19 protein-coding genes are annotated in these 19654 nt (G+C 72.2%); 10 read left to right on the top strand and 9 right to left on the bottom strand.

Going from position 1 to position 19654, the window contains the following annotated elements; translation table 11 throughout:
* Positions 1-136: 136 nt before the first annotated feature.
* From ACFLFB_RS14060 to ACFLFB_RS14070, 3 genes are all read left to right on the top strand, one after another.
* A complete protein-coding gene (locus tag ACFLFB_RS14060; protein ID WP_392542804.1) occupies positions 137-4018 on the top strand; it encodes a multifunctional oxoglutarate decarboxylase/oxoglutarate dehydrogenase thiamine pyrophosphate-binding subunit/dihydrolipoyllysine-residue succinyltransferase subunit in 3882 nt (1293 codons plus the stop codon).
* Positions 4019-4100: 82 nt separating this feature from the next.
* On the top strand, positions 4101-4277 hold the full coding sequence (locus ACFLFB_RS14065) for a DUF6104 family protein (RefSeq protein WP_392542805.1): 177 nt from the start codon (positions 4101-4103) through the stop codon (positions 4275-4277).
* 8 nt (positions 4278-4285) lie between these two features.
* Positions 4286-4954, top strand: coding sequence for a GDSL-type esterase/lipase family protein (locus ACFLFB_RS14070; protein WP_392542806.1), 669 nt, complete (start codon positions 4286-4288; stop codon positions 4952-4954).
* A gap of 21 nt (positions 4955-4975) precedes the next feature.
* On the opposite strand, the gene ACFLFB_RS14075 is transcribed toward ACFLFB_RS14070, so the two are convergent.
* The 4 genes from ACFLFB_RS14075 to rfbB all read right to left on the bottom strand — a co-directional run bounded on the left by ACFLFB_RS14075 (position 4976) and on the right by rfbB (position 8840).
* Complete coding sequence (locus ACFLFB_RS14075; protein WP_392542807.1) at positions 4976-5944, bottom strand: zinc-binding dehydrogenase; 969 nt, start codon at positions 5942-5944, stop codon at positions 4976-4978.
* 63 nt (positions 5945-6007) lie between these two features.
* Positions 6008-6982, bottom strand: a complete 975-nt coding sequence (locus tag ACFLFB_RS14080; RefSeq protein WP_392542808.1) for a glycosyltransferase — start codon at positions 6980-6982, stop codon at positions 6008-6010.
* Positions 6979-7833 (bottom strand): dTDP-4-dehydrorhamnose reductase, encoded by an 855-nt coding sequence (gene rfbD, locus ACFLFB_RS14085; RefSeq protein WP_392542809.1) that lies wholly within the window; start codon positions 7831-7833, stop codon positions 6979-6981. The genes ACFLFB_RS14080 and rfbD overlap by 4 nt, the downstream gene beginning before the upstream one ends.
* On the bottom strand, positions 7833-8840 hold the full coding sequence (gene rfbB, locus ACFLFB_RS14090) for a dTDP-glucose 4,6-dehydratase (protein WP_392542810.1): 1008 nt from the start codon (positions 8838-8840) through the stop codon (positions 7833-7835). The genes rfbD and rfbB overlap by 1 nt, the downstream gene beginning before the upstream one ends.
* A gap of 57 nt (positions 8841-8897) precedes the next feature.
* Between rfbB and rfbA the strand changes: the two genes are divergently transcribed.
* The gene (gene rfbA, locus ACFLFB_RS14095; RefSeq protein ID WP_392542811.1) at positions 8898-9776 is read left to right on the top strand and encodes a glucose-1-phosphate thymidylyltransferase RfbA; all 879 of its coding nucleotides are present in this window, start codon (positions 8898-8900) and stop codon (positions 9774-9776) included.
* Complete coding sequence (locus ACFLFB_RS14100; protein WP_392542812.1) at positions 9776-10393, top strand: dTDP-4-dehydrorhamnose 3,5-epimerase family protein; 618 nt, start codon at positions 9776-9778, stop codon at positions 10391-10393. Before rfbA ends, ACFLFB_RS14100 begins: the two co-directional genes overlap by 1 nt.
* Here ACFLFB_RS14100 and ACFLFB_RS14105 read toward each other — a convergent pair.
* Positions 10365-10982 (bottom strand): low molecular weight phosphatase family protein, encoded by a 618-nt coding sequence (locus tag ACFLFB_RS14105; protein ID WP_392542813.1) that lies wholly within the window; start codon positions 10980-10982, stop codon positions 10365-10367. The genes ACFLFB_RS14100 and ACFLFB_RS14105 overlap by 29 nt on opposite strands.
* A gap of 17 nt (positions 10983-10999) precedes the next feature.
* The gene (locus tag ACFLFB_RS14110) at positions 11000-12187 is read right to left on the bottom strand and encodes an NADP-dependent malic enzyme (protein ID WP_392542814.1); all 1188 of its coding nucleotides are present in this window, start codon (positions 12185-12187) and stop codon (positions 11000-11002) included.
* 312 nt (positions 12188-12499) lie between these two features.
* Between ACFLFB_RS14110 and ACFLFB_RS14115 the strand changes: the two genes are divergently transcribed.
* The 5 genes from ACFLFB_RS14115 to sodN are packed head-to-tail and all read left to right on the top strand — an operon-like array spanning position 12500 to position 15980.
* A complete protein-coding gene (locus ACFLFB_RS14115; RefSeq protein ID WP_392542815.1) occupies positions 12500-13417 on the top strand; it encodes an ABC transporter substrate-binding protein in 918 nt (305 codons plus the stop codon).
* Positions 13418-13421: 4 nt separating this feature from the next.
* Positions 13422-14366, top strand: a complete 945-nt coding sequence (locus ACFLFB_RS14120; RefSeq protein WP_392542816.1) for an amino acid ABC transporter permease — start codon at positions 13422-13424, stop codon at positions 14364-14366.
* A complete protein-coding gene (locus tag ACFLFB_RS14125) occupies positions 14366-15223 on the top strand; it encodes an amino acid ABC transporter ATP-binding protein (RefSeq protein WP_392542817.1) in 858 nt (285 codons plus the stop codon). Before ACFLFB_RS14120 ends, ACFLFB_RS14125 begins: the two co-directional genes overlap by 1 nt.
* The gene (locus ACFLFB_RS14130; RefSeq protein WP_392542818.1) at positions 15220-15570 is read left to right on the top strand and encodes a S24 family peptidase; all 351 of its coding nucleotides are present in this window, start codon (positions 15220-15222) and stop codon (positions 15568-15570) included. Before ACFLFB_RS14125 ends, ACFLFB_RS14130 begins: the two co-directional genes overlap by 4 nt.
* Positions 15571-15584: 14 nt before the next feature.
* Positions 15585-15980, top strand: coding sequence for a superoxide dismutase, Ni (gene sodN, locus ACFLFB_RS14135; protein ID WP_392545428.1), 396 nt, complete (start codon positions 15585-15587; stop codon positions 15978-15980).
* 18 nt (positions 15981-15998) lie between these two features.
* On the opposite strand, the gene manA is transcribed toward sodN, so the two are convergent.
* The 3 genes from manA to ACFLFB_RS14150 are packed head-to-tail and all read right to left on the bottom strand — an operon-like array spanning position 15999 to position 19593.
* Positions 15999-17156, bottom strand: coding sequence for a mannose-6-phosphate isomerase, class I (manA, locus tag ACFLFB_RS14140; protein WP_392542819.1), 1158 nt, complete (start codon positions 17154-17156; stop codon positions 15999-16001).
* 35 nt (positions 17157-17191) lie between these two features.
* Positions 17192-18523, bottom strand: coding sequence for an HD-GYP domain-containing protein (locus ACFLFB_RS14145; RefSeq protein ID WP_392542820.1), 1332 nt, complete (start codon positions 18521-18523; stop codon positions 17192-17194).
* On the bottom strand, positions 18520-19593 hold the full coding sequence (locus ACFLFB_RS14150; protein ID WP_392542821.1) for an HD-GYP domain-containing protein: 1074 nt from the start codon (positions 19591-19593) through the stop codon (positions 18520-18522). Before ACFLFB_RS14150 ends, ACFLFB_RS14145 begins: the two co-directional genes overlap by 4 nt.
* Between the last annotated feature and the right edge of the window lie 61 nt (positions 19594-19654).

The following is a 19654-nucleotide window of genomic DNA, read 5'->3' on the forward strand; positions in this document are numbered from 1 at the left end:
GGAGGCTGTCCGCGCCGGTCGTCGGGTGAGGGGCACCGCTCACCGACCACCGGCGTGGCGTGCGAGCAGCGGGGATAGGCTTGGAGGCACAGATTCCACCTCGAAGCCGACGAGCCGAGAAAGAGGCGCATCCTCCGTGGCCGAGCAGTCCCCGTCCAGCGACCCCCTGACCACCTTCGGGCCCAACGAATGGCTGGTCGACGAGCTGTACGAGCAGTACCAGAAGGACAAGAACAGCGTCGACCGCGCCTGGTGGGACTTCTTCAGGGACTACACCCCGGGGGACGCCACGACGCGCCCCGCCGGTGAGGGGAACGGCGCGTCCGGCAACGGCACCTCCGCGGGTGCCGCCAAGGCCCCGGCCCAGGCCCCCGCCAAGGCTCCTGCCCCGGCCACGCCGGCCCCTACGGCTGCTCCCGCGGCAGCCCCCGCGCCCGTGGCCGAGGAGGCCCCCTCACCGGTCGCGAAGGAGGCCCCGGCGCCTCCCGCCGCGCCCGCCGCTCCCGCCCCGGCGGAGAAGAAGGCCGACACGGCTCCGGCGGCGGCCACACCCAAGCCCCGCGAGCCCGTCGCCCCCAAGGCGTCCGGCCCCCTCGGTGACTCGCGCACCACCCCGATCCGCGGCGCGAGCGCCCGGGTCGTCACGAACATGGAGAGCTCGCTCGAGGTCCCCACCGCCACCTCGGTGCGCGCGGTGCCGGCCAAGCTCCTCATCGACAACCGCATCGTCATCAACAACCACCTCGCCCGCAGCCGCGGCGGCAAGGTGAGCTTCACCCACATCATCGGCTTCGCCCTCGTCAAGGCCCTCGGCGCGATGCCCGAGATGAACAACGGCTACGCGCTCGACGAGCGGGGCAAGCCCGTGCTCGTCAGCCCGGCCCACGTGGGCCTGGGCCTGGCCATCGACCTCGCCAAGCCCGACGGCACCCGCCAGCTCCTCGTGCCGTCGATCAAGGCCGCCGAGACGATGGACTTCGCGCACTTCTGGACCGCGTACGAGGAGATGGTCAAGAAGGCCCGCAACGGCAAGCTCACCGTCGAGGACTTCCAGGGCACCTCGATCTCGCTGACCAACCCCGGCACCATCGGCACGGTCCACTCGGTCCCCCGCCTCATGGCCGGCCAGGGCGCCATCATCGGCGTCGGCGCCATGGACTACCCCGCCGAGTGGCAGGGCGCGAGCCAGGAGACGCTCAACCGCAACGCGGTGAGCAAGACCCTCACGCTGACGAGCACCTACGACCACCGCATCATCCAGGGCGCGCAGTCCGGCGACTTCCTGCGCATCGTCCACGGCCTGCTCCTCGGTGAGCACGCCTTCTACGACGAGATCTTCGAGAGCCTGCGCATCCCCTACGAGCCGATCCGCTGGGTCCGCGACGTCGACACCTCGCACGACGACGACATCAACAAGGTCGCCCGCGTGCAGGAGCTCATCCACTCCTACCGCGTGCGCGGCCACCTCATGGCCGACACCGACCCGCTGGAGTACAAGCAGCGCCGCCACCACGACCTCGACGTCACCACGCACGGCCTGACCCTGTGGGACCTCGACCGCACCTTCGCCACCGGCGGCTTCGGCGGCCAGCCGTTCCTGCCGCTGCGCAAGATCCTCGGCATCCTGCGCGACTCCTACTGCCGCACCATCGGCGTGGAGTACATGCACATCCAGGACCCCGAGCAGCGCCAGTGGATCCAGGACAAGATCGAGGTCGGCTACGCCAAGACCACGCGCGACGAGCAGCTGCGCATCCTGCGCCGCCTCAACGCCGCCGAGGCGTTCGAGACCTTCCTGCAGACCAAGTTCGTCGGCCAGAAGCGCTTCTCGCTCGAGGGCGGGGAGTCGGTCATCGCGCTCCTCGACCGCGTGCTCTCGCGCGCCGCCGAGGACGAGCTCGACGAGGTCTGCATCGGCATGCCGCACCGCGGCCGCCTCAACGTCCTCGCCAACATCGCGGGCAAGAGCTACGGCCAGATCTTCCGCGAGTTCGAGGGCAAGCAGGACCCCAAGTCCGTCCAGGGCTCCGGCGACGTCAAGTACCACCTCGGCACCGAGGGGATCTTCACCGGTGAGGACGGCGCCACCACCAAGGTCTACCTCGCGGCCAACCCCTCGCACCTCGAGGCCGTGAACCCCGTCCTCGAGGGCATCGTGCGCGCCAAGCAGGACCGGCTCAACCTCGCGGGCGAGGACTTCACCGTCCTCCCGGTCCTCATGCACGGCGACGCGGCCTTCGCGGGCCAGGGCGTCGTCGCCGAGACGCTGAACCTGTCGCAGCTGCGCGGGTACCGCACCGGCGGGACGGTGCACGTCGTCATCAACAACCAGGTCGGCTTCACGACCTCGCCGAGCAGCTCGCGCTCCTCCACCTACTCCACCGACGTCGCGCGGATGATCCAGGCGCCGATCTTCCACGTCAACGGCGACGACCCGGAGGCGTGCGTGCGCGTCGCCGAGCTCGCCTACGAGTTCCGCAAGGAGTTCCACAAGGACGTCGTCATCGACATGGTCTGCTACCGCCGACGCGGGCACAACGAGGGCGACGACCCCTCGATGACGCAGCCGCTCATGTACAACCTCATCGAGGCCAAGCGCTCGGTCCGCAAGCTGTACACCGAGTCGCTCATCGGCCGCGGTGACATCACCGTCGAGGACGCCGAGGCCGCGCTGCGCGACTACCAGCAGCAGCTCGAGCGGGTCTTCGTCGAGACCAAGGCCGCGCTGAAGGAGGCCGAGAAGGAGGCCGCCGACGCCAGCTACACGGGCACCGACGTCGAGGGCCACACCGGCCTCGAGCCGCCGTCGGCCCAGGCCCGGGACGCCGACGCCACCACGCACTCGGCCACCGAGACCGCCATCGCCACCGAGATGCTGCACCGCCTCGGTGACGCCTTCGTCGACGTCCCCGACGCCTTCACGGTGCACCCGAAGCTGCGCCAGATGCTCGAGAAGCGTGCTGCCAGCACCCGCGAGGGCGGGGTCGACTGGGGCACCGGTGAGCTGCTCGCCTTCGGGTCGCTGCTCATCGAGGGCACCCCAGTGCGCCTCGCCGGCCAGGACAGCCGCCGCGGCACGTTCGTGCAGCGGCACGCCGTCCTCATCGACAAGGAGAACGCGGCCGAGTGGACGCCGCTGCTCTACCTCGGCGAGGGCCAGGGCAAGTTCTGGGTCTACGACAGCCTGCTGTCCGAGTTCGCGGCCATGGGCTTCGAGTACGGCTACTCGGTCGAGCGGCCCGACGCGCTCGTGCTGTGGGAGGCGCAGTTCGGCGACTTCTTCAACGGCGCGCAGACCATCGTCGACGAGTTCATCTCCAGCTCGGAGCAGAAGTGGGGCCAGCGCTCCTCGGTCGTCCTGCTCCTCCCCCACGGCTACGAGGGCCAGGGCCCCGACCACTCCTCCGCCCGCATCGAGCGCTTCCTCACGATGTGCGCGGAGAACAACATGACGGTCGCGTACCCCTCGACCCCGGCGTCGTACTTCCACCTGCTGCGCCGCCAGGCGTACGCCCGTCCGCGCCGGCCGCTCATCGTCTTCACCCCGAAGTCGATGCTGCGCCTCAAGGCCGCGGCGAGCCCCGCCGAGGCCTTCACCACCGGTGGCTTCCAACCGGTGGCCCCCGACCGTGAGGGCGCGACGAGCGGCGAGGTGACCCGCGTCCTCGTGGCCGCCGGCAAGTTCGTCTACGACCTCGAGGCCGAGCGCGAGAAGCGCGGCGACACCTCCACGGCGATCCTCCGGCTCGAGCAGTACTACCCGCTGCCCGCGGCCGAGCTCGCCGCCGAGCTGGCCAAGTACCCGCAGGCCGACGTCGTCATCGTCCAGGACGAGCCGAAGAACCAGGGCGCCTGGCCGTTCCTGGCGCTCAACCTGCCCGAGGCCCTGGCCGAGCACGGCGAGGAGCGGCACCTGTCGATCGTCGCCCGCAAGGCGGCGGCCTCCCCCGCCACCGGGTCGACGAAGAAGCACCAGGCCGAGCAGGCCGACCTCGTCGCGCGCGCCTTCGACCGCTGACCGACGCAGATCCGCCCACGTGGACGGCCGCCTCCCGGCCGCGTCACGTGGGCGGATGCGTTGTGCCGGATAGGCTCGACACGTGTACTTCACCGACCGCGGCATCGAGGAGCTGCAGGCCCGGCGAGGTGACGAGGAGGTCACCTTCGACTGGCTGGCCGAGCAGCTGCGCACCTTCGTCGACCTCAACCCGGACTTCGAGGTACCCGTGGAGCGGCTCGCGACGTGGCTGGCCCGGTTGGACGACGAGGACGAGTGATCGACGCAATGCCTGACGAGAACGGTGAGGGTCTGCACCCCATCGAGTTCCGACCGAGCGCCCAGGCGCACGTGGCCCCCGAGGGTCCGCGTGATGTCGCGGTCGTCTTCCTCGGCGCCTCCCTCGTGGCCGGCGTCGGCGACCCCAAGGGCCAGGGGTGGGTCACCCGCGTCGTCGGGCGCACGGCGCACCCCGACCTCGAGCTCACCGCCTACAACCTCGGCGTGCGCGGCAACACCTCCGCCGACGTGCTGCGCCAGTGGGCCGAGGAGGTGCCCGCCCGCTGGGTGGGTCGCTCCGAGCGCCGCGTCGTCATCTCGGTCGGCGCGAACGACGTCATGAGCGGCATCTCGCTCGCCCGCCACCGCCTCAACCTCGCCAACCTCCTCGACGAGGCCGCGACGTCAGGGGTCCACGCGTTCGTCGTGAGCCCGCCGCCCACCGACGACCAGGAGCTCAACTCCCGGCTCGAGGTGCTCGTCGAGGCCCAGGCCGACGTCTGCGCCCGCCGCGGCGTGCCCTTCGTCGACTGCTACACCCCGCTGGCCGGGCACGACCAGTGGCGCACCGACCTCGCCGCCGCGACGGTCCCCCACCACCCGGGGCAGGCCGGCTACGGCCTCATCGCCTGGCTGGTGCTGCACCACGGCTGGACCGACTGGCTCCAGATCTCCTGACCCGTCGACCGGCGCCGCTCGTCAGACGGTGAAGACGACCTTGCCGGTGACGGCCCCGTCGACCATCCGCGCGAAGCCGTCACGGGCGTCGGCGAGTGGGCGGACGGAGTCGACGAGGGGCTCGATGCCGGCGTCGACGACGAAGCGGGTGAGCCGCTCCAGCTCGTCGCGCGTGCCCATGGTCGACCCGACGACGCGCAGCTGCTTGAAGAAGATCTTCGTCAGCTCGGCCTTGGCCGGGGCGTCACCCGACGTCGCGCCGGAGATGACGATGGTGCCGCCGGGGCGCAGGCTGTTCACCGAGTGCGACCACGTGGCCGCCCCCACGGTCTCGAGCACGGCGTCCACCCGCTCGGGCAGCCGCGCACCGCTCTCGAAGGCCCGGTCGGCCCCCAGCGCCACGGCCTGCTCACCCTTGGCGGCGTCGCGGCTGGTCACCCACACCCGCAGGCCCGCGGCCGTGCCGAGCTGGACCAGCGCGGTGGCCACCCCACCCGCGGCACCCTGCACCAGCACGGTCGACCCCGGCTGGACGGCCGCGTTGGTGAAGAGCATCCGGTAGGCCGTGAGCCACGCGGTGGGCAGGCAGGCCGCGTGCTCCCACGACAGCCCCTCCGGCTTCGGCACGACGTTCGCCCGCGGGACCACGACGACCTCGGCGAGGGTCCCGTCGTGCACCTCGGACAGGAGGCTGCGGCGCGGGTCGAGCGTCTCGTCGCCCGTCCACCCCGGTGACGCGACGACCGCGTGCACGACGACCTCGCTGCCGTCCTCGGCGATGCCGGCGCCGTCGCAGCCCAGCACCATCGGCAGCCGGTCGGCGGGAAGACCCACCCCGCGCAGCGACCACACGTCGTGGTGGTTGAGGGCGGCGGTGCGCAGCCGCACCGTGGTCCAGCCCTCCGGCGCGGTCGGCTCGGGGCGCTGCCCGACCTCCAGGCCCGAGAGCGGGTCGTCGGCGGACTGGCTGACGGCGGTCACGGCGAGCATGGTCCCGACCCTACGACGTGGGGGCCGCCGCCGGACCGGCTGGCGGTGAGGGCTTCGCCACGCTCAGCCCCGGCGACGCCGCCCGGGCACCCGCGACGCGGCCAGGCCGCCCCACCACTGGAGGAGGCGGCGGCGCAGGTCGGTGTTCCCGGCGGTCTCGGCCCACAGGCCGCGCTGGTCGGCCAGGGTGGCCCGCCCGAGGAAGGGGGCCAGCTCCTGCTCCAGCCGCTCGGCCTCCTTCGGGCGCAGCGGGTGCTCCTGGACCCGCTGGAGGAAGTCGGTCGCCAGCCGCTGCTTGACCCGCACGGAGCCGTCGAGGGCGGCCACGACCGAGCGCGACCGCGAGGTCACGACGTCGACGAGCCCGGTGCGGGAGACGCCGACGACGTTCTCCCCGTGCGTCCGGTAGTCCACGAGCGGCCGGTCGAGCCCGACGACCCGCCCCAGCCGCAGCGCGTGCAGGGCCAGCCACGCGTCGTGGTGGTACGCCGCCGGGCGCCCACCGGCCGGCACGGGGAGCGCGAGGGTGAGGACGTCCGGGCGCACCGTGACCGTGCACCCCGTGACGGAGTTGCGGAAGACGGTGCGACGCACGTCGGTCTCCGTCCAGCGCCGCTCGCGCGCCCAGACCGAGTCGGCCACGACGACGCCGTAGGCGTCGACGAGCCGCAGGTCGCTGTGCACGAGCGCGACGTCGGGTCCGAGCGCCGAGGCGCCGGCCAGGAGGCGCTCCGGGTGCCAGATGTCGTCCTGGTCGGCGAGGGCCACGGCGTCGGCGTCCTCGGCGGCCGCGAGCGCCAGCGCGCGCGAGAACGTCGCGACCGAGCCGCGGTTCTCCGGCGACCGGTGCAGGACGATGCGCGGGTCCCCGGCCACGAGCCGCTCGCTCGACGCGAACGAGGTGTCGCTCGACCCGTCGTCGACCACGTGCGCCACCCACTCCACGCCCTCCTGGGCGCGCAGCGAGTCCAGCTGGAGGCGCAGGAACTGCGGGTTCGGCTCGTAGAGCGCCATCGCCACGGCGACGCGCACGGTCACGCCCCCGCGAGCACGGTCGGTGCGGCCCGGTGCAGCGCCTCGCGCCAGTCGGGGAGCGGCTCGAGGCCCGCGGCCCCCCACATGTCGTGGGCGAGCACGCTGTAGGCGGGTCGCGGCGCCGGGCGGACGAAGGCCTCGCTCGTCGTGGGCGTCACCCGCTCCGGGTCCAGGCCCAGCTCCTCGAACACCGCACGCGCGAGGTCGAACCACGACGCCTGCCCCGAGCCCGTGGCGTGCCACGTGCCGAACGGGGCACCGGAGTCGACGATCCGCAGGATGCCCGCGGCGAGGTCGACGGTCCACGTCGGCTGGCCGACCTGGTCGTCGACCACGGTGAGCGTCTCGCGCTGGCCCGCCAGGCGCTGCATCGTCGCGGGGAAGCTGGTCCCACCCGCGCCGTACAGCCACGCGGTGCGCACGACGTGGGCCCGCGAGGAGGACGCCCGCACGGCCCACTCCCCCGCCGCCTTGGTCCGCCCGTAGGCCGACCGGGGCGCGATGGGCGCGTCGGCCGGGTACGGCTGTGTCGCGTCACCCGCGAAGACGTAGTCGGTGGAGACCTGCACGACCACCGCACCCGCGGCCTCGGCGGCGCGGGCGAGGTTCGCGGGTCCGACCGCGTTGACGGCGAACGCCGCGGCCTCCTGGGTCTCCGCGTCGTCGACGGCGGTCCACGCCGCGCAGTTGACGACGACGTCGTGGCCTGCGACGACCTCGGTGCAGGCCGCGGGGTCGAGGACGTCGAGGTCGGCGCGGGCGGCGGCGGTCACCTCGTGCCCCGAGGCCTCCGCGGCTGAGCAGAGGTCACGACCGAGCATGCCGGCGGCGCCGGTGACGAGCCAGCGCGCCATCAGCGGGCGACCACCTGCTGGGTCCGGGCGTACTTGGCCTCGGTGGCGTCCTTCATCGGCCGCCACCACGCCTCGTTCTCGCGGTACCAGTCGATGGTCGCGGCGAGGCCGTCGCGGAAGCTGCCGTAGCGCGGGGCCCAGCCGAGCTCGGTGCGCAGCCGGCCCGCCTCGATGGCGTAGCGCAGGTCGTGCCCGGCGCGGTCGGTGACGTGGTCGTAGGCGTCGCGCTCCTGGCCCATGAGCTCGAGGATCAGCTCGACGACGTCCTTGTTGTTGACCTCGCCGTCGGCGCCGATGAGGTACGTCTCGCCGATGACGCCCTTGTCGACGATCGTCCAGACGGCCTCGTTGTGGTCGTCGACGTGGATCCAGTCGCGGACGTTCTGGCCGGCCCCGTAGAGCTTGGGCCGCACGCCGTCGATGACGTTGGTGACCTGGCGCGGGATGAACTTCTCCACGTGCTGGCGCGGACCGTAGTTGTTCGAGCAGTTCGAGATCGTGGCGCGCAGGCCGAACGAGCGCACCCAGGCCCGCACGAGCAGGTCCGAGCCCGCCTTGGTCGACGAGTACGGCGAGCTCGGGTTGTACGGGGTGTCCTCGGTGAACTTCTTCGGGTCGTCGAGCTCGAGGTCGCCGTACACCTCGTCGGTGGAGATGTGGTGGTAGCGCACGTCGTGGCGGCGCACGGCCTCGAGCAGGGCGAACGTGCCCAGGAGGTTGGTGCGCACGAAGGGGCTCGGGTCGTCGAGCGAGTTGTCGTTGTGCGACTCGGCGGCGAAGTGCACGACGAGGTCGGCCTCGGCGACGAGCCGCTCGACCAGCTCGGCGTCGGCGACGTCGCCCTCGACGAACGTGATGCGGTCCATGGCCCCCTCGAGGGAGGCGGTGGACCCCGCGTAGGTCAGCTTGTCGAGGACGGTGACCTCGACGTCGGGACGGGTGGCCAGGGTCAGGTGGACGAAGTTGCTGCCGATGAACCCGGCGCCACCGGTGACGAGAACCTTCATGCGGGCAAGGGTACTGGCGATCATCGAGCCCTTCGGCGGACGATAGGCTCGCCGACCATGAAGGGCATCATCCTCGCCGGCGGATCGGGCACCCGGCTGCACCCCATCACCCGGGGCATCTCCAAGCAGCTCATGCCGATCTACGACAAGCCGATGGTCTACTACCCGCTCTCGACCCTGATGATGGCCGGCATCCGCGAGGTGCTCGTCATCACCACACCCCAGGACCTCGAGCAGTTCGAGCGCCTCCTCGGCGACGGCTCGGCCTGGGGCATCGAGATCTCGTACGCCGTGCAGCCGGCCCCCGAGGGGCTGGCGCAGGCGTTCGTCATCGGCGCCGACTTCGTGGGCGAGGACTCGGTGGCCCTCGTGCTGGGCGACAACATCTTCCACGGCGCCGGTCTCGGCACCGCACTGCGGCGCCTCACCGACGTCGAGGGCGGCCACATCTTCGCGTACCACGTGAGCGACCCCACGGCCTACGGCGTCGTCGAGTTCGCCGACGACGGCACGGTGCTCTCCATCGAGGAGAAGCCGGAGCGGCCGCGGTCGGACTACGCGGTGCCCGGCCTGTACTTCTACGACAACGACGTCCTCGAGATCGCCCGCACGCTGGAGCCCAGCCCGCGCGGCGAGCTCGAGATCACGGCGGTCAACGACGCCTACCTCCAGCGCGGCGACCTCACCGTCACCGTCCTCCCCCGCGGCACCGCGTGGCTGGACACCGGCACGTTCGAGGGCCTCATGGACGCCAGCCAGTTCGTCCACGTGGTCGAGGCCCGGCAGGGCCACAAGATCGGCTGCGTCGAGGAGATCGCCTGGCGGGCCGGCTGGATCGACGACGACCAGCTGCGCGCCCTCGGCGACGACCTCGCGAAGTCCGGATACGGCGACTACCTCCACGCCTGCCTGGCTCGCGGCAAGGGCCGCGGCTGATGGAGATCCGCCCCCTGTCGATCGACGGCGCCTACGTCGTCACGCCCCGGCAGTTCCCCGACGACCGCGGGGTCTTCCTCGAGTCGTTCCGCGGCGACAAGCTCGCCGAGCACCTGGGCCACCGACCCGACATCGTGCAGACCAACACCTCGGTCTCCTCGCGCGGCACCGTCCGCGGCATCCACTTCGCCGACGTCCCCCCGGGCCAGGGCAAGTACGTCACCGTCCTCAGCGGCTCGCTCGTCGACTACGTCATCGACATCCGGGTCGGGTCCCCGACGTTCGGGCAGTGGGAGTCGGTCGTCCTCGACGCCGTCGACCGCCGCGCGATCTGGCTCTCCGAGGGCCTGGGCCACGCCTTCTGCGCGCTCGAGGACGCCACGACGGCGATGTACCTGTGCACCGCCGCGTACAACCCCACCGGCGAGCACGGCATCCACCCGCTCGACCCCGAGGTCGGCCTCGAGCTCCCCGACGGCATCGAGCCGCTGCTCTCCCCCAAGGACGAGGCCGCACCCGGGCTCACGCAGGCGCGCGAGTCGGGTCTCCTGCCGACGATCGAGGCGACCTCCGCCTGGGCCGCCGACCTCAGCGCCCGAGGCGGCGCTCCCAGCTGACGATGGTGCGCACGGCGGGGTCGATCTCGCCCGCCATCCGCGCGAAGGCCTTCTCGCCCCGCTGGTAGGGGTCGGCGACGTCGCGCTCGCCGCGGCGACGACCGCGCGAGCGGTGCGCCGCGATGAGCCCGGGCAGGGCCCGCCAGCGCGAGACGACGTCGTCGGCACCGGCCTGCGAGAGCAGCCAGGGCCAGTCGTCCTTCTCCTCGATGTCGTCGAGGGCGCCGGCGAGCTCGCGCAGGGTGAGCGTGCGGCGGTGCACCGAAGGCGCCTCGTCGACGACGTACTCCTTGTGGTGCCCGGCCATGACGAGGACGAGGTCCTGCTGCGCGAGCAGCGCCGGGGTCAGCCGACGGGCCCGGAAGGTGTCGTGCGGCAGGCCCTTGGCGTCGAGGAGCGCGGCCGAGCCCGCGTCGACCCCGTGGTCGACGAGCGCGTGCGTGCCCGCGCTCGTGACCTCGAAGGCACCGGGGCGCGCCCACTCCAGGCCCGCGCCGAGGACGACCTGGGCGTACGGCGAGCGGCAGATGTTCCCCGTGCAGACCGTGAGGATGCGGACCCGGTCCGCGGGTGGCTGGTCGGCGCTCATGACGCCGTCAGCCTAGGTCACACCGCCGTCGGCCCGCGGTGCGACGTCGGCGCCAGCCGCCGCACGGCCGCCGCCACGGCGTCGGCCACGCCCTCCTGGAAGACCGACGGCACGATGCAGTCGGGGGTCGGGTCGGGCACGAGGTCGGCGATGGCCTGCGCGGCGGCGAGCTTCATCGCCTCGGTGATCTGCGTGGCGCCGGCGTCGAGCGCCCCGCGGAAGATGCCCGGGAAGGCCAGCACGTTGTTGATCTGGTTGGGGAAGTCCGACCGGCCGGTGGCCACGATGGCCGCGTGCCGGCGCGCGACGTCGGGGTGCACCTCGGGCGTGGGGTTGGCGAGCGCGAAGACCATGCCGCGCGGCGCCATCGACGCCACCTCCTCCTCGGGCACCTGGCCGCCGGACACCCCGACGTAGACGTCGGCGCCGGCGAGCGCCACCCCGAGCCGGCCGGTGAGGCCCCGCGGGTTCGTCGACGCCGCGAGCCGCGCCTTGTGGCCGGTGAGGTCCTGGCGCGACGGGTGGATGATGCCGCGCGAGTCGCAGACGACGACGTCGCGCACCCCCGCCCGCTGGAGCAGCTTCGTGACGGCGACGCCGGCCGCGCCGGCCCCGGCGACGACGACCCGCAGCTCCTCGAGCCGCCGGTCGAGGACGCGCACGCCGTTGAGCAGACCGGCGAGGACGACGATGGCGGTGCCGTGCTGGTCGTCGTGGAAGACGGGGATGTCGAGGCGCTCCTTGAGCCGCTCCTCGATGTCGAAGCAGCGCGGCGCCGAGATGTCCTCGAGGTTGATCCCGCCATATGACGGGGCGATGCGGGCGATGGCCTCGACGAGCTCGTCGACCGTGCCGGACTCCATGACCACCGGCACGGCGTCGATGTCGGCGAAGTGCTTGAACAGCACCGCCTTGCCCTCCATGACCGGCATCGCACCCAGCGGGCCGATGTCGCCCAGCCCGAGCACGGCGGTGCCGTCGCTGATGACCGCCACGGTGTTGCCCCGTGCGGTGTATCGCGTGGACAGCGATGGGTCGGCGGCGATGGCCAGCGACACCTCGGCGACGCCGGGCGTGTAGAGCAGGGAGAGGTCGTCGCGGTCCCGCAGCGGCTTGGTCGCGTGTACGCCCAGCTTCCCGCCCTCGTGAGCGCGGAAGACCGGGCTCTCCGGGTCGAAGAGGGGGACGTGGGGCGACGCGGCCATGGGAGCAGCTCCTCGGGAGACGGGCACGGTGACGCACCGGCCGGATGGCGGGTGGTCGGGGTGCGGGTCCGAGGGGGGTGCGTCTCGGGCGTTCGCGAGCCGCGAGGGTGGCCGCGGCAGGTCGCCATCATGGCACGCAGCGGATCGGGACGACAGGGACGAGCGTGTGACGCACGTCGCCCCGCAGCGAGGACACGCACCCCGGATAGTTACCGGGGCGTGACGCACGTCGCACGCTGCGGTGGCAGGATCGCCCCCACAAGACCCCCGCCGGGCGCCCGCACGGGTCCGGCGCCGTGTGAAAGGACCACCATGTTCCGCTCCCGCGTGCTCGTCGTCGCCGCTGTGGCCACGACGGCTCTCGCCCTGTCGGCCTGCGGCTCCGACTCGCTGTCCTCCGGTGGCAGCTCGAGCTCGGCCCCCGCTGCCTCGACCCCGGCCGGAGGCCCGGACGCGGCCCTCGTCGCGAAGCTGCCCGAGAAGATCAAGAGCGCCGGCAAGATCGTCATCGGCACCGACGCCACCTACCAGCCCAACGAGTACCTCGACGCCGACGGCAAGACCGTCATCGGCATGGACGTCGAGCTCTTCGACGCGGTCATGGCCAAGTTCGGCGTCAAGACCGAGTGGGTTCCTTCCGCCTTCGACGCGATCATCCTCGGCGTCCAGAGCGGCAAGTACGACGTCGGCGTCTCCAGCTTCACCGTCAACACCGAGCGCATGCAGCAGGCGACGATGGTCAGCTACTTCACCGCCGGCACCCAGTGGGTCACCCAGAAGGGCAACCCCAAGGGCATCGACCCCGAGGACGCCTGCGGCAAGACGGTCGGCGTCCAGAAGGCCACCGTCCAGGCCGACGTCGACCTCCCGGCCCGCAACAAGAAGTGCACCGACGCCGGCAAGCCGGAGATCAAGGCCCTCGTCGACGCCGACCAGGCCAAGGTCACCGCGAGCGTGCAGTCGGGCAAGGCCGACGCCATGCTCGTCGACCTCCCGCCGGCCATCGCGGCCGTCGACGCCACCGGTGGCACCCTCGAGCTCCTCGGCGAGCAGTACGACTCGGCCCCCTACGGCTACGTGCTGAAGAAGGAGGACACCGCGTTCGGTGAGGCGATCGTCGAGGCCCTCAAGCAGCTCGAGGCCGACGGCACCTACAAGCAGATCCTCAGCAAGTGGAAGACCGAGGGCGGCGCGATCACCGACTTCGCCGTGAACCCCACGGTCTCCTGACCCGATGACCTCGTCGTCGCAGGACCGGCCGGGCGCCATCGACGCCCGGCCGGTCCGGCACCCCTGGCGCTGGGTGGCCGTCGTCGTCATCGCGGTCATCGGCGCGATGATCGTCAGCTCGTTCGTCACCAACGAGAAGTGGAACTTCCCCTTCGCGTTCGAGGTGATGCAGCAGACGCCGGTCATCGAGGGCCTGTGGAAGGGCACGATCTTCGGCACCGTCGGGGCGATGGTCCTCGGCATCGTGCTGGGAGTGCTCCTCGCCGTGATGCGGCTGTCGACCAACCCCGTGCTGCGCGGCGTCGCGTTCGTCTACACGTGGTTCTTCCGGGCGATCCCCCGGTACGTCCTGCTCGTGCTGCTCGGCACCGGCGTCGGCTTCCTCTACCCGGTGTTCGACGTCGGGGTGCCGTTCGGCCAGCAGATCTCGGGCGCGCTCGGGCTGGGCACCGACCTGACCTTCCTCCAGCTCGACTACAACAGCATCTCCAGCACGATCTGGGTCGGCATCCTGGGCCTCGGGCTCTCCGAGGCCGCGTACATGGCCGAGATCGCCCGCGCCGGCATCCTGTCGGTCGACCGCGGCCAGGCCGAGGCCGCGCAGGCCCTGGGCATGCCGCCGGGCAAGACGATGCGCCGCATCGTCCTCCCCCAGGCGATGCGCGTCATCGTCCCGCCCACGGGCAACGAGACCATCGCGATGGTCAAGGACACCTCGCTCCTCGCGGCGGTCCCCGTCATCGTCGAGCTGTTCTTCCAGGCCTACAACTTCGGCCAGCGCAGCTTCCAGATCATGCCCGGCATCGTCGCGGCCACGATCTGGTACCTGGTCGTCTGCTCGATCCTCATGGTCGGCCAGTCGCGCCTGGAGAAGTACTACGGGCGCGGCTTCGGCGCCGTCCCCCAGAAGACGCAGTTCAAGCTGACCAAGATCGGGGCCGACCACTGATGAGTGCGACCACCACCGACGCCCCCCTCGTCCACGCCGTCAACGTCACCAAGGCGTTCCACGGCACCGAGGTCCTCAAGGGCATCGACATGGACGTCCGCCGGGGCGAGGTCGTCGTCCTCCTCGGGCCGTCCGGCTCGGGCAAGACGACGTTCCTGCGCTGCATCAACCAGCTCGAGACCATCGACGGCGGCCGCATCTGGGTCGACGGCGACCTCATGGGCTACGCGGAGCGTGGCGGCCACCTCCACCGCCTCGACGACAAGGCGATCGCCGCCCAGCGTCGCGACATCGGCATGTGCTTCCAGCGCTTCAACCTCTTCCCGCACATGACCGTGCTCGAGAACGTCGTCGAGGCACCGGTGCACGTCAAGGGGATCAAGCGCAAGGACGCCGAGGTCATCGCCCTCGAGCTGCTCGAGCAGGTGGGCCTGGGCGACAAGCCGCGGGCCTACCCGAGCCAGCTCTCGGGCGGTCAGCAGCAACGCGTCGCCATCGCCCGGGCCCTGGCGATGGACCCCAAGCTCATGCTCTTCGACGAGCCCACGTCGGCCCTCGACCCCGAGCTCGTCGGCGAGGTGCTCAAGGTCATGCGCGACCTCGCCGCTCGCGGCATGACGATGATCGTCGTGACGCACGAGATGGGCTTCGCCCGCGAGGTCGCCGACCGGGTCGTCTTCATGGACGCCGGCGTGGTCGTCGAGGAGGGCCCGCCCCGCGAGGTCATCGGCAACCCGCAGCACCAGCGCACCAAGGCGTTCCTGTCGCGCATGCGCCAGGAGGAGCAGGCCCACGCCGAGGCCGTCGTGGCCACCGTCACCGGCAACGCCGAGGCGCTCGGCGACGCCCCGGAGTGACCCTCCCCCTCCCGGCGCTGGTCCGCGTCCGTGGCCGTTCGATGCTGCCCACGTACCGGGAGGGCGACCTCCTCCTCGTCCTGCGCGGGAGGGCGCCGCGGCCCGGCCGGGCGCACGTCGTGCGGCTGCCCCCGGACGCCCGCGGCGTCGCGCGGCCGCTGGCCGTCAAGCGGGTCACCGGCCGCGACCCGGACGACCCCACCCGCTGGTGGGTCGACTCCGACAACCCCGCCGAGGGGCTGACCTCCTTCGACATCGGCTCCCTCGAGCAGTCCGCCGTGGAGGCGGTCGTGGTGGCGCGCGTCTGGCGGGGTAGGTTGGGAGACGACCGTACGACCGACCCATGAGGAGTGAGCGACCCATGCTGTCCCTGTTCCGCGTCACCGACGTCTCGGCCCACTGCGACCTCCCCTGCGGCGTGTACGACCCCGCCCAGGCCCGCATCGAGGCCGAGTCGATCAAGGCGATCATCGCCAAGGTCGCCGACAACGACGACCCCGACTTCCGCACCCGCGCCATCCTCATCAAGGAGCAGCGCTCGGAGCTCGTCAAGCACCACCTCTGGGTGCTGTGGACCGACTACTTCAAGCCGCCGCACTTCGAGAAGTTCCCCCAGCTGCACACCCTCGTCAACGAGGCGACGAAGCTGGCCGGGGCCTCGGGCACCAAGGGTGAGCTCGACGCCGCCAAGGCCGACGAGCTGCTCGCGAAGATCGACGAGATCGACGCGATCTTCAAGGAGACCAAGAAGGGCTGAGCCGCAAGGCTCTCGCGCTCAGGAGGCGTCGGGGACGGTCACGAGGTAGACCTCCCCGGCGCCTTCGAGCGTCACGGCACCCTCGCCCACGGGCAGGAACGCCGACTCCACCTCGCCGAGCGCCACGGTCCCTGACGCCGAGGACAGGGTGACGCTCCCGCGCAGGCAGAACACGATGCGCGGCGAGGTGTCCCCCGGCAGCCGCCGGCCCGGGGTGACGCGCGCCAGCCGGAACCGGTCGGAGGCGCTGTCGAAGACCTCGACGCCCGGCTCGTGGACCCGCCCGCACCCGGCGACGCCGTCGGCCCGCGGGTCGACGATGCGCAGCAGCTCGGGGACGTTGACCGGCTTGGTCGTCAGGCCGGCGCGAACCACGTTGTCGGAGTTGGCGAGCACCTCGACGCCGAGCCCGCGCACGTACGAGTGCAGCACCCCGGCGGCGACGTCGATGTACTCCCCCGGCTGGAGCACCCGGTGGTGCATGAGCAGGAGGACGACCAGGCCGATGTCGTCGGGGTGCTCCTCGGCGACGCGCACGATGGCGGCCGTGGCGTCACCCATCGCACCCCCGCCGGCCTCGAGCCGCACGCACGCCGCGACCACCGCGCGGGCCAGCTCGGCGACCTCGGCGGCCGGGGTGGCGAGGACGCCGGCGAGCAGGGCGTGCACGGGGTCGTCGGCGGTTGCCGACGCCTCGACGACCGCGGTGAGCGCGGGGATGCGCAGCCGCCCCACGAGGTCGGCCACCTCGGCGTGCTCGCGCATGCCGACGAACACCTCGAACGGGGCGATGGCGAGGAGCAGCTCGGGCTTGGCCCAGTCGTCGACGTAGACCTCGTCGCCGCCGCCACCGCGCAGCGACCGGGCCTGCTCCGCGGTGGGGTGCGCCTGGATGGAGATGGCCCGGCCCGGCGCGAGGACCTTGAGGAGGAAGGGCAGCCGGGGTCCGTAGCGGGCCACGCACTCGGGGCCGAGCTCGCCCTCGGGGTCGGCCGCGACCACCTCGGCGAGGGTCGGGGCGCCGGGTCGGTCGGTGACCGACGGGCCCTCCTCGTGCGCGCCCATCCACAGCTCGGACTCGGGCAGGGGGCTCGGGATGTCACGCCCCTGCAGGCTCGCGATGGAGACGTGCGACCCCCACGCGTCGTGGAAGACGACGGGGGTCAGGCGGTCCACGCAGGCCTTTCGACGGTGGGGCGGGGCCCCCGATGCTAGCGCGAGACCGGGGTGCGGTCCTCGACCGCACCGACCGTGGCGTCGGCGGTGGCGGCCAGCAGGGCGTCGACGACCTCGGGGTCGTACTCGTAGCCGAGCCCGAGGTTGATCCGCTCCAGCGCCGCCTCGACCCGCCCCGGGTCGTCGGTCCCCCCGGTGATGTCGTCGTAGGCGTTGGCGGCCTTGATGATGCGGCTCGCCATCGGCACCTCCTCGCCGAGCTCGCGCACGAGGCGGTAGGCGGTGGTCTGTCCCTCGACGCGCAGGGCGATGTCCTCGAGGCCCTCGGCGTGCCGGATGATGCGGCCGCCCTCGGCGGCGATGTCGCGCTGGTCGGCGGGCGCGGCGAGGACGGTGGCTCCGTCGGGGATGGCCTCGGTCAGCGAGATCTGGCCGAGGTCGTGGAGCAGCGCCGAGACCTCGAGGTCGCGCAGCTCACGGTCGGAGAGACCGAGGACCCGGCCGATGCGGACGCTGAGGCCGGCGACGCGCTCGGCGTGGCCCCGCAGCGTGTAGCCGCCCTCCTCGGTGAGGTGCGACAGGGTGAGGATGGTCTGCAGGTAGGTCTCGCGGTTGCGGGTCGAGCGGGCCACCGCCACGTAGGTGAACGCCAGGGGGAACAGGGCCGCGGGCAGGGCGGCCAACCCGAGCGCGGGAGCCATGAGGGCGACCAGCGGACCGGTCGTCGCGACAGCCAGCGTCAACGGGTAGACCTCTCCCGCCTGCCCGCGCAGCGTCGGCCACCACGGGGTGCGCCGGCTCTCCGACGCGAGCGCGGAGACCAGCACGATCTCGACGGCCAGCCCCACGACGGAGACGAGGACCATCCCCAGCCCCACCAGCCAGTCACGGGTCGAGGCCTGCGACCCCAGCTCCCAAAGGGTGGTCCCGGAGAACTCGACGTGCCGCGCCAGCCACGCGGTCACCGTGACGGCGATGAGGCGGGCGGCCAGCTGCTCGAGCCCCACCGCCTGGTGCCGGAGACGCCGCACGATGGCTGCGAGGACCATCCCGAGCGCGACGACGAGCACGACGAAACCGCTGGAGACCGCGAAGTCGGGCTCGCCCTGGATCGCGGACACGAGCGCCGTGGCGGTGAGCGTCGCCGAGGACAGGGGGGCGGTGGAGCGCCCGCTCGGCATGCGGAGCCGGATCAGCTCCCCGATGACGATGCCGGACGTCAGCACCACGAAGGCACGCCCGTGCAGGCCGGCGACATCAGCAAGGTCGCCCCCGGCGTCCAGGCACGCCACGAGGACGACGAGCAACCCCATCCCGAGCACGACGGCTCGCAGCACGCCGTCACGGCGCCGCAGTGACGGACTCACCCCGCCACCACCCCCGGGCTCCTGCGGGTCAGGGCGCGGGTCAGGGCGTCGACGACGTCGTCGCGCACGGGGTCACCCGTGCGGAGGCGTTCCAGGGCGTCTTCCGAGGTCAGCAGGAGCCCGTCCGGCGTGCCCACGGAGGTGAGGAGGTCGTACTCGTCGGCGACACCCACGACGAGCGGGGCGATGTCTCCGACGGCGACGGTGTGCTGCTCGAGGACCACCCGGTGGCGCACGATCGGGTCCAGCGAGCCGGAGATGAACGACAGACCGCGCAGCAGGGAGGCACTGCGCGAGGGGTAGGTCGCCGACAGCGTGCTCCCGTCGGGACGCGCGCCACGGACCAGCTTGGTCGGCAACGTCGTCTGGCCCACGTCGTGAAGCATGCCAGCCAGCTTGACGTCGAGCACGATCTGCGGGCGGAGCCCGAGGTTCTCGGCCATGGAGGTGCTCAGCTCGGTGACGCGCGCGTTGTGTCCCGCCAGGTGTGGGGCCTTGGCCTCGACGGCGGCCACGAGGACGTGGAGGGCGCGGTCGCGAGCCTGCTTCTCCTCCGCGTACTGCAGGTAGGCCCACTGGGCCACGAGGAGCGGCGCGAGGACGAGGAAGAGGCTGCCCGGGCCGACGCCGGCGGGCTCCCAGAGGATCACGAGGATGAAGGTGATGGCGCCGTGGCCCAGCACGGCCGGGATCGACCCGAGCAGCTGGACGAGCACCGAACCGGGTGGAACCCGGTTGTGGACCGAGATGAGGGCGACGAACAGGACGAGGTTGGTCACCACACCCGCCACGTGGGCGAGGAAGACGGGGACGGCCACGTTGCGCACGATCGCCGAGGTGTCGGTGAGGTCCGCGGGGTCGAGCGACCCGAAGGCGTGGAACACCAGGCCGGCGGCGATCCCCGCGCCGGCCTGCATGGCGCCGTTGTAGGCGCGGAAGTACAGCGGGATCGGTCCCTTTTCCGCAGGCCCGGTCATCGCTCCGACCAGCCCGGCCGCGGCGGGTCCGATGAGGACCGCCGCGGCCAGGAGGACGATGCTCGACAGCGACAGGCTCGTGTTCTCCTCCACCGCGCTCGAGAACCATGATGCGAGCGCCTGAATGACGCACAGCACCACGAGAGTCGCGCTG

Source organism: Oryzobacter telluris (assembly GCF_043099285.1).
Lineage (GTDB): Bacteria > Actinomycetota > Actinomycetes > Actinomycetales > Dermatophilaceae > Oryzobacter > Oryzobacter telluris.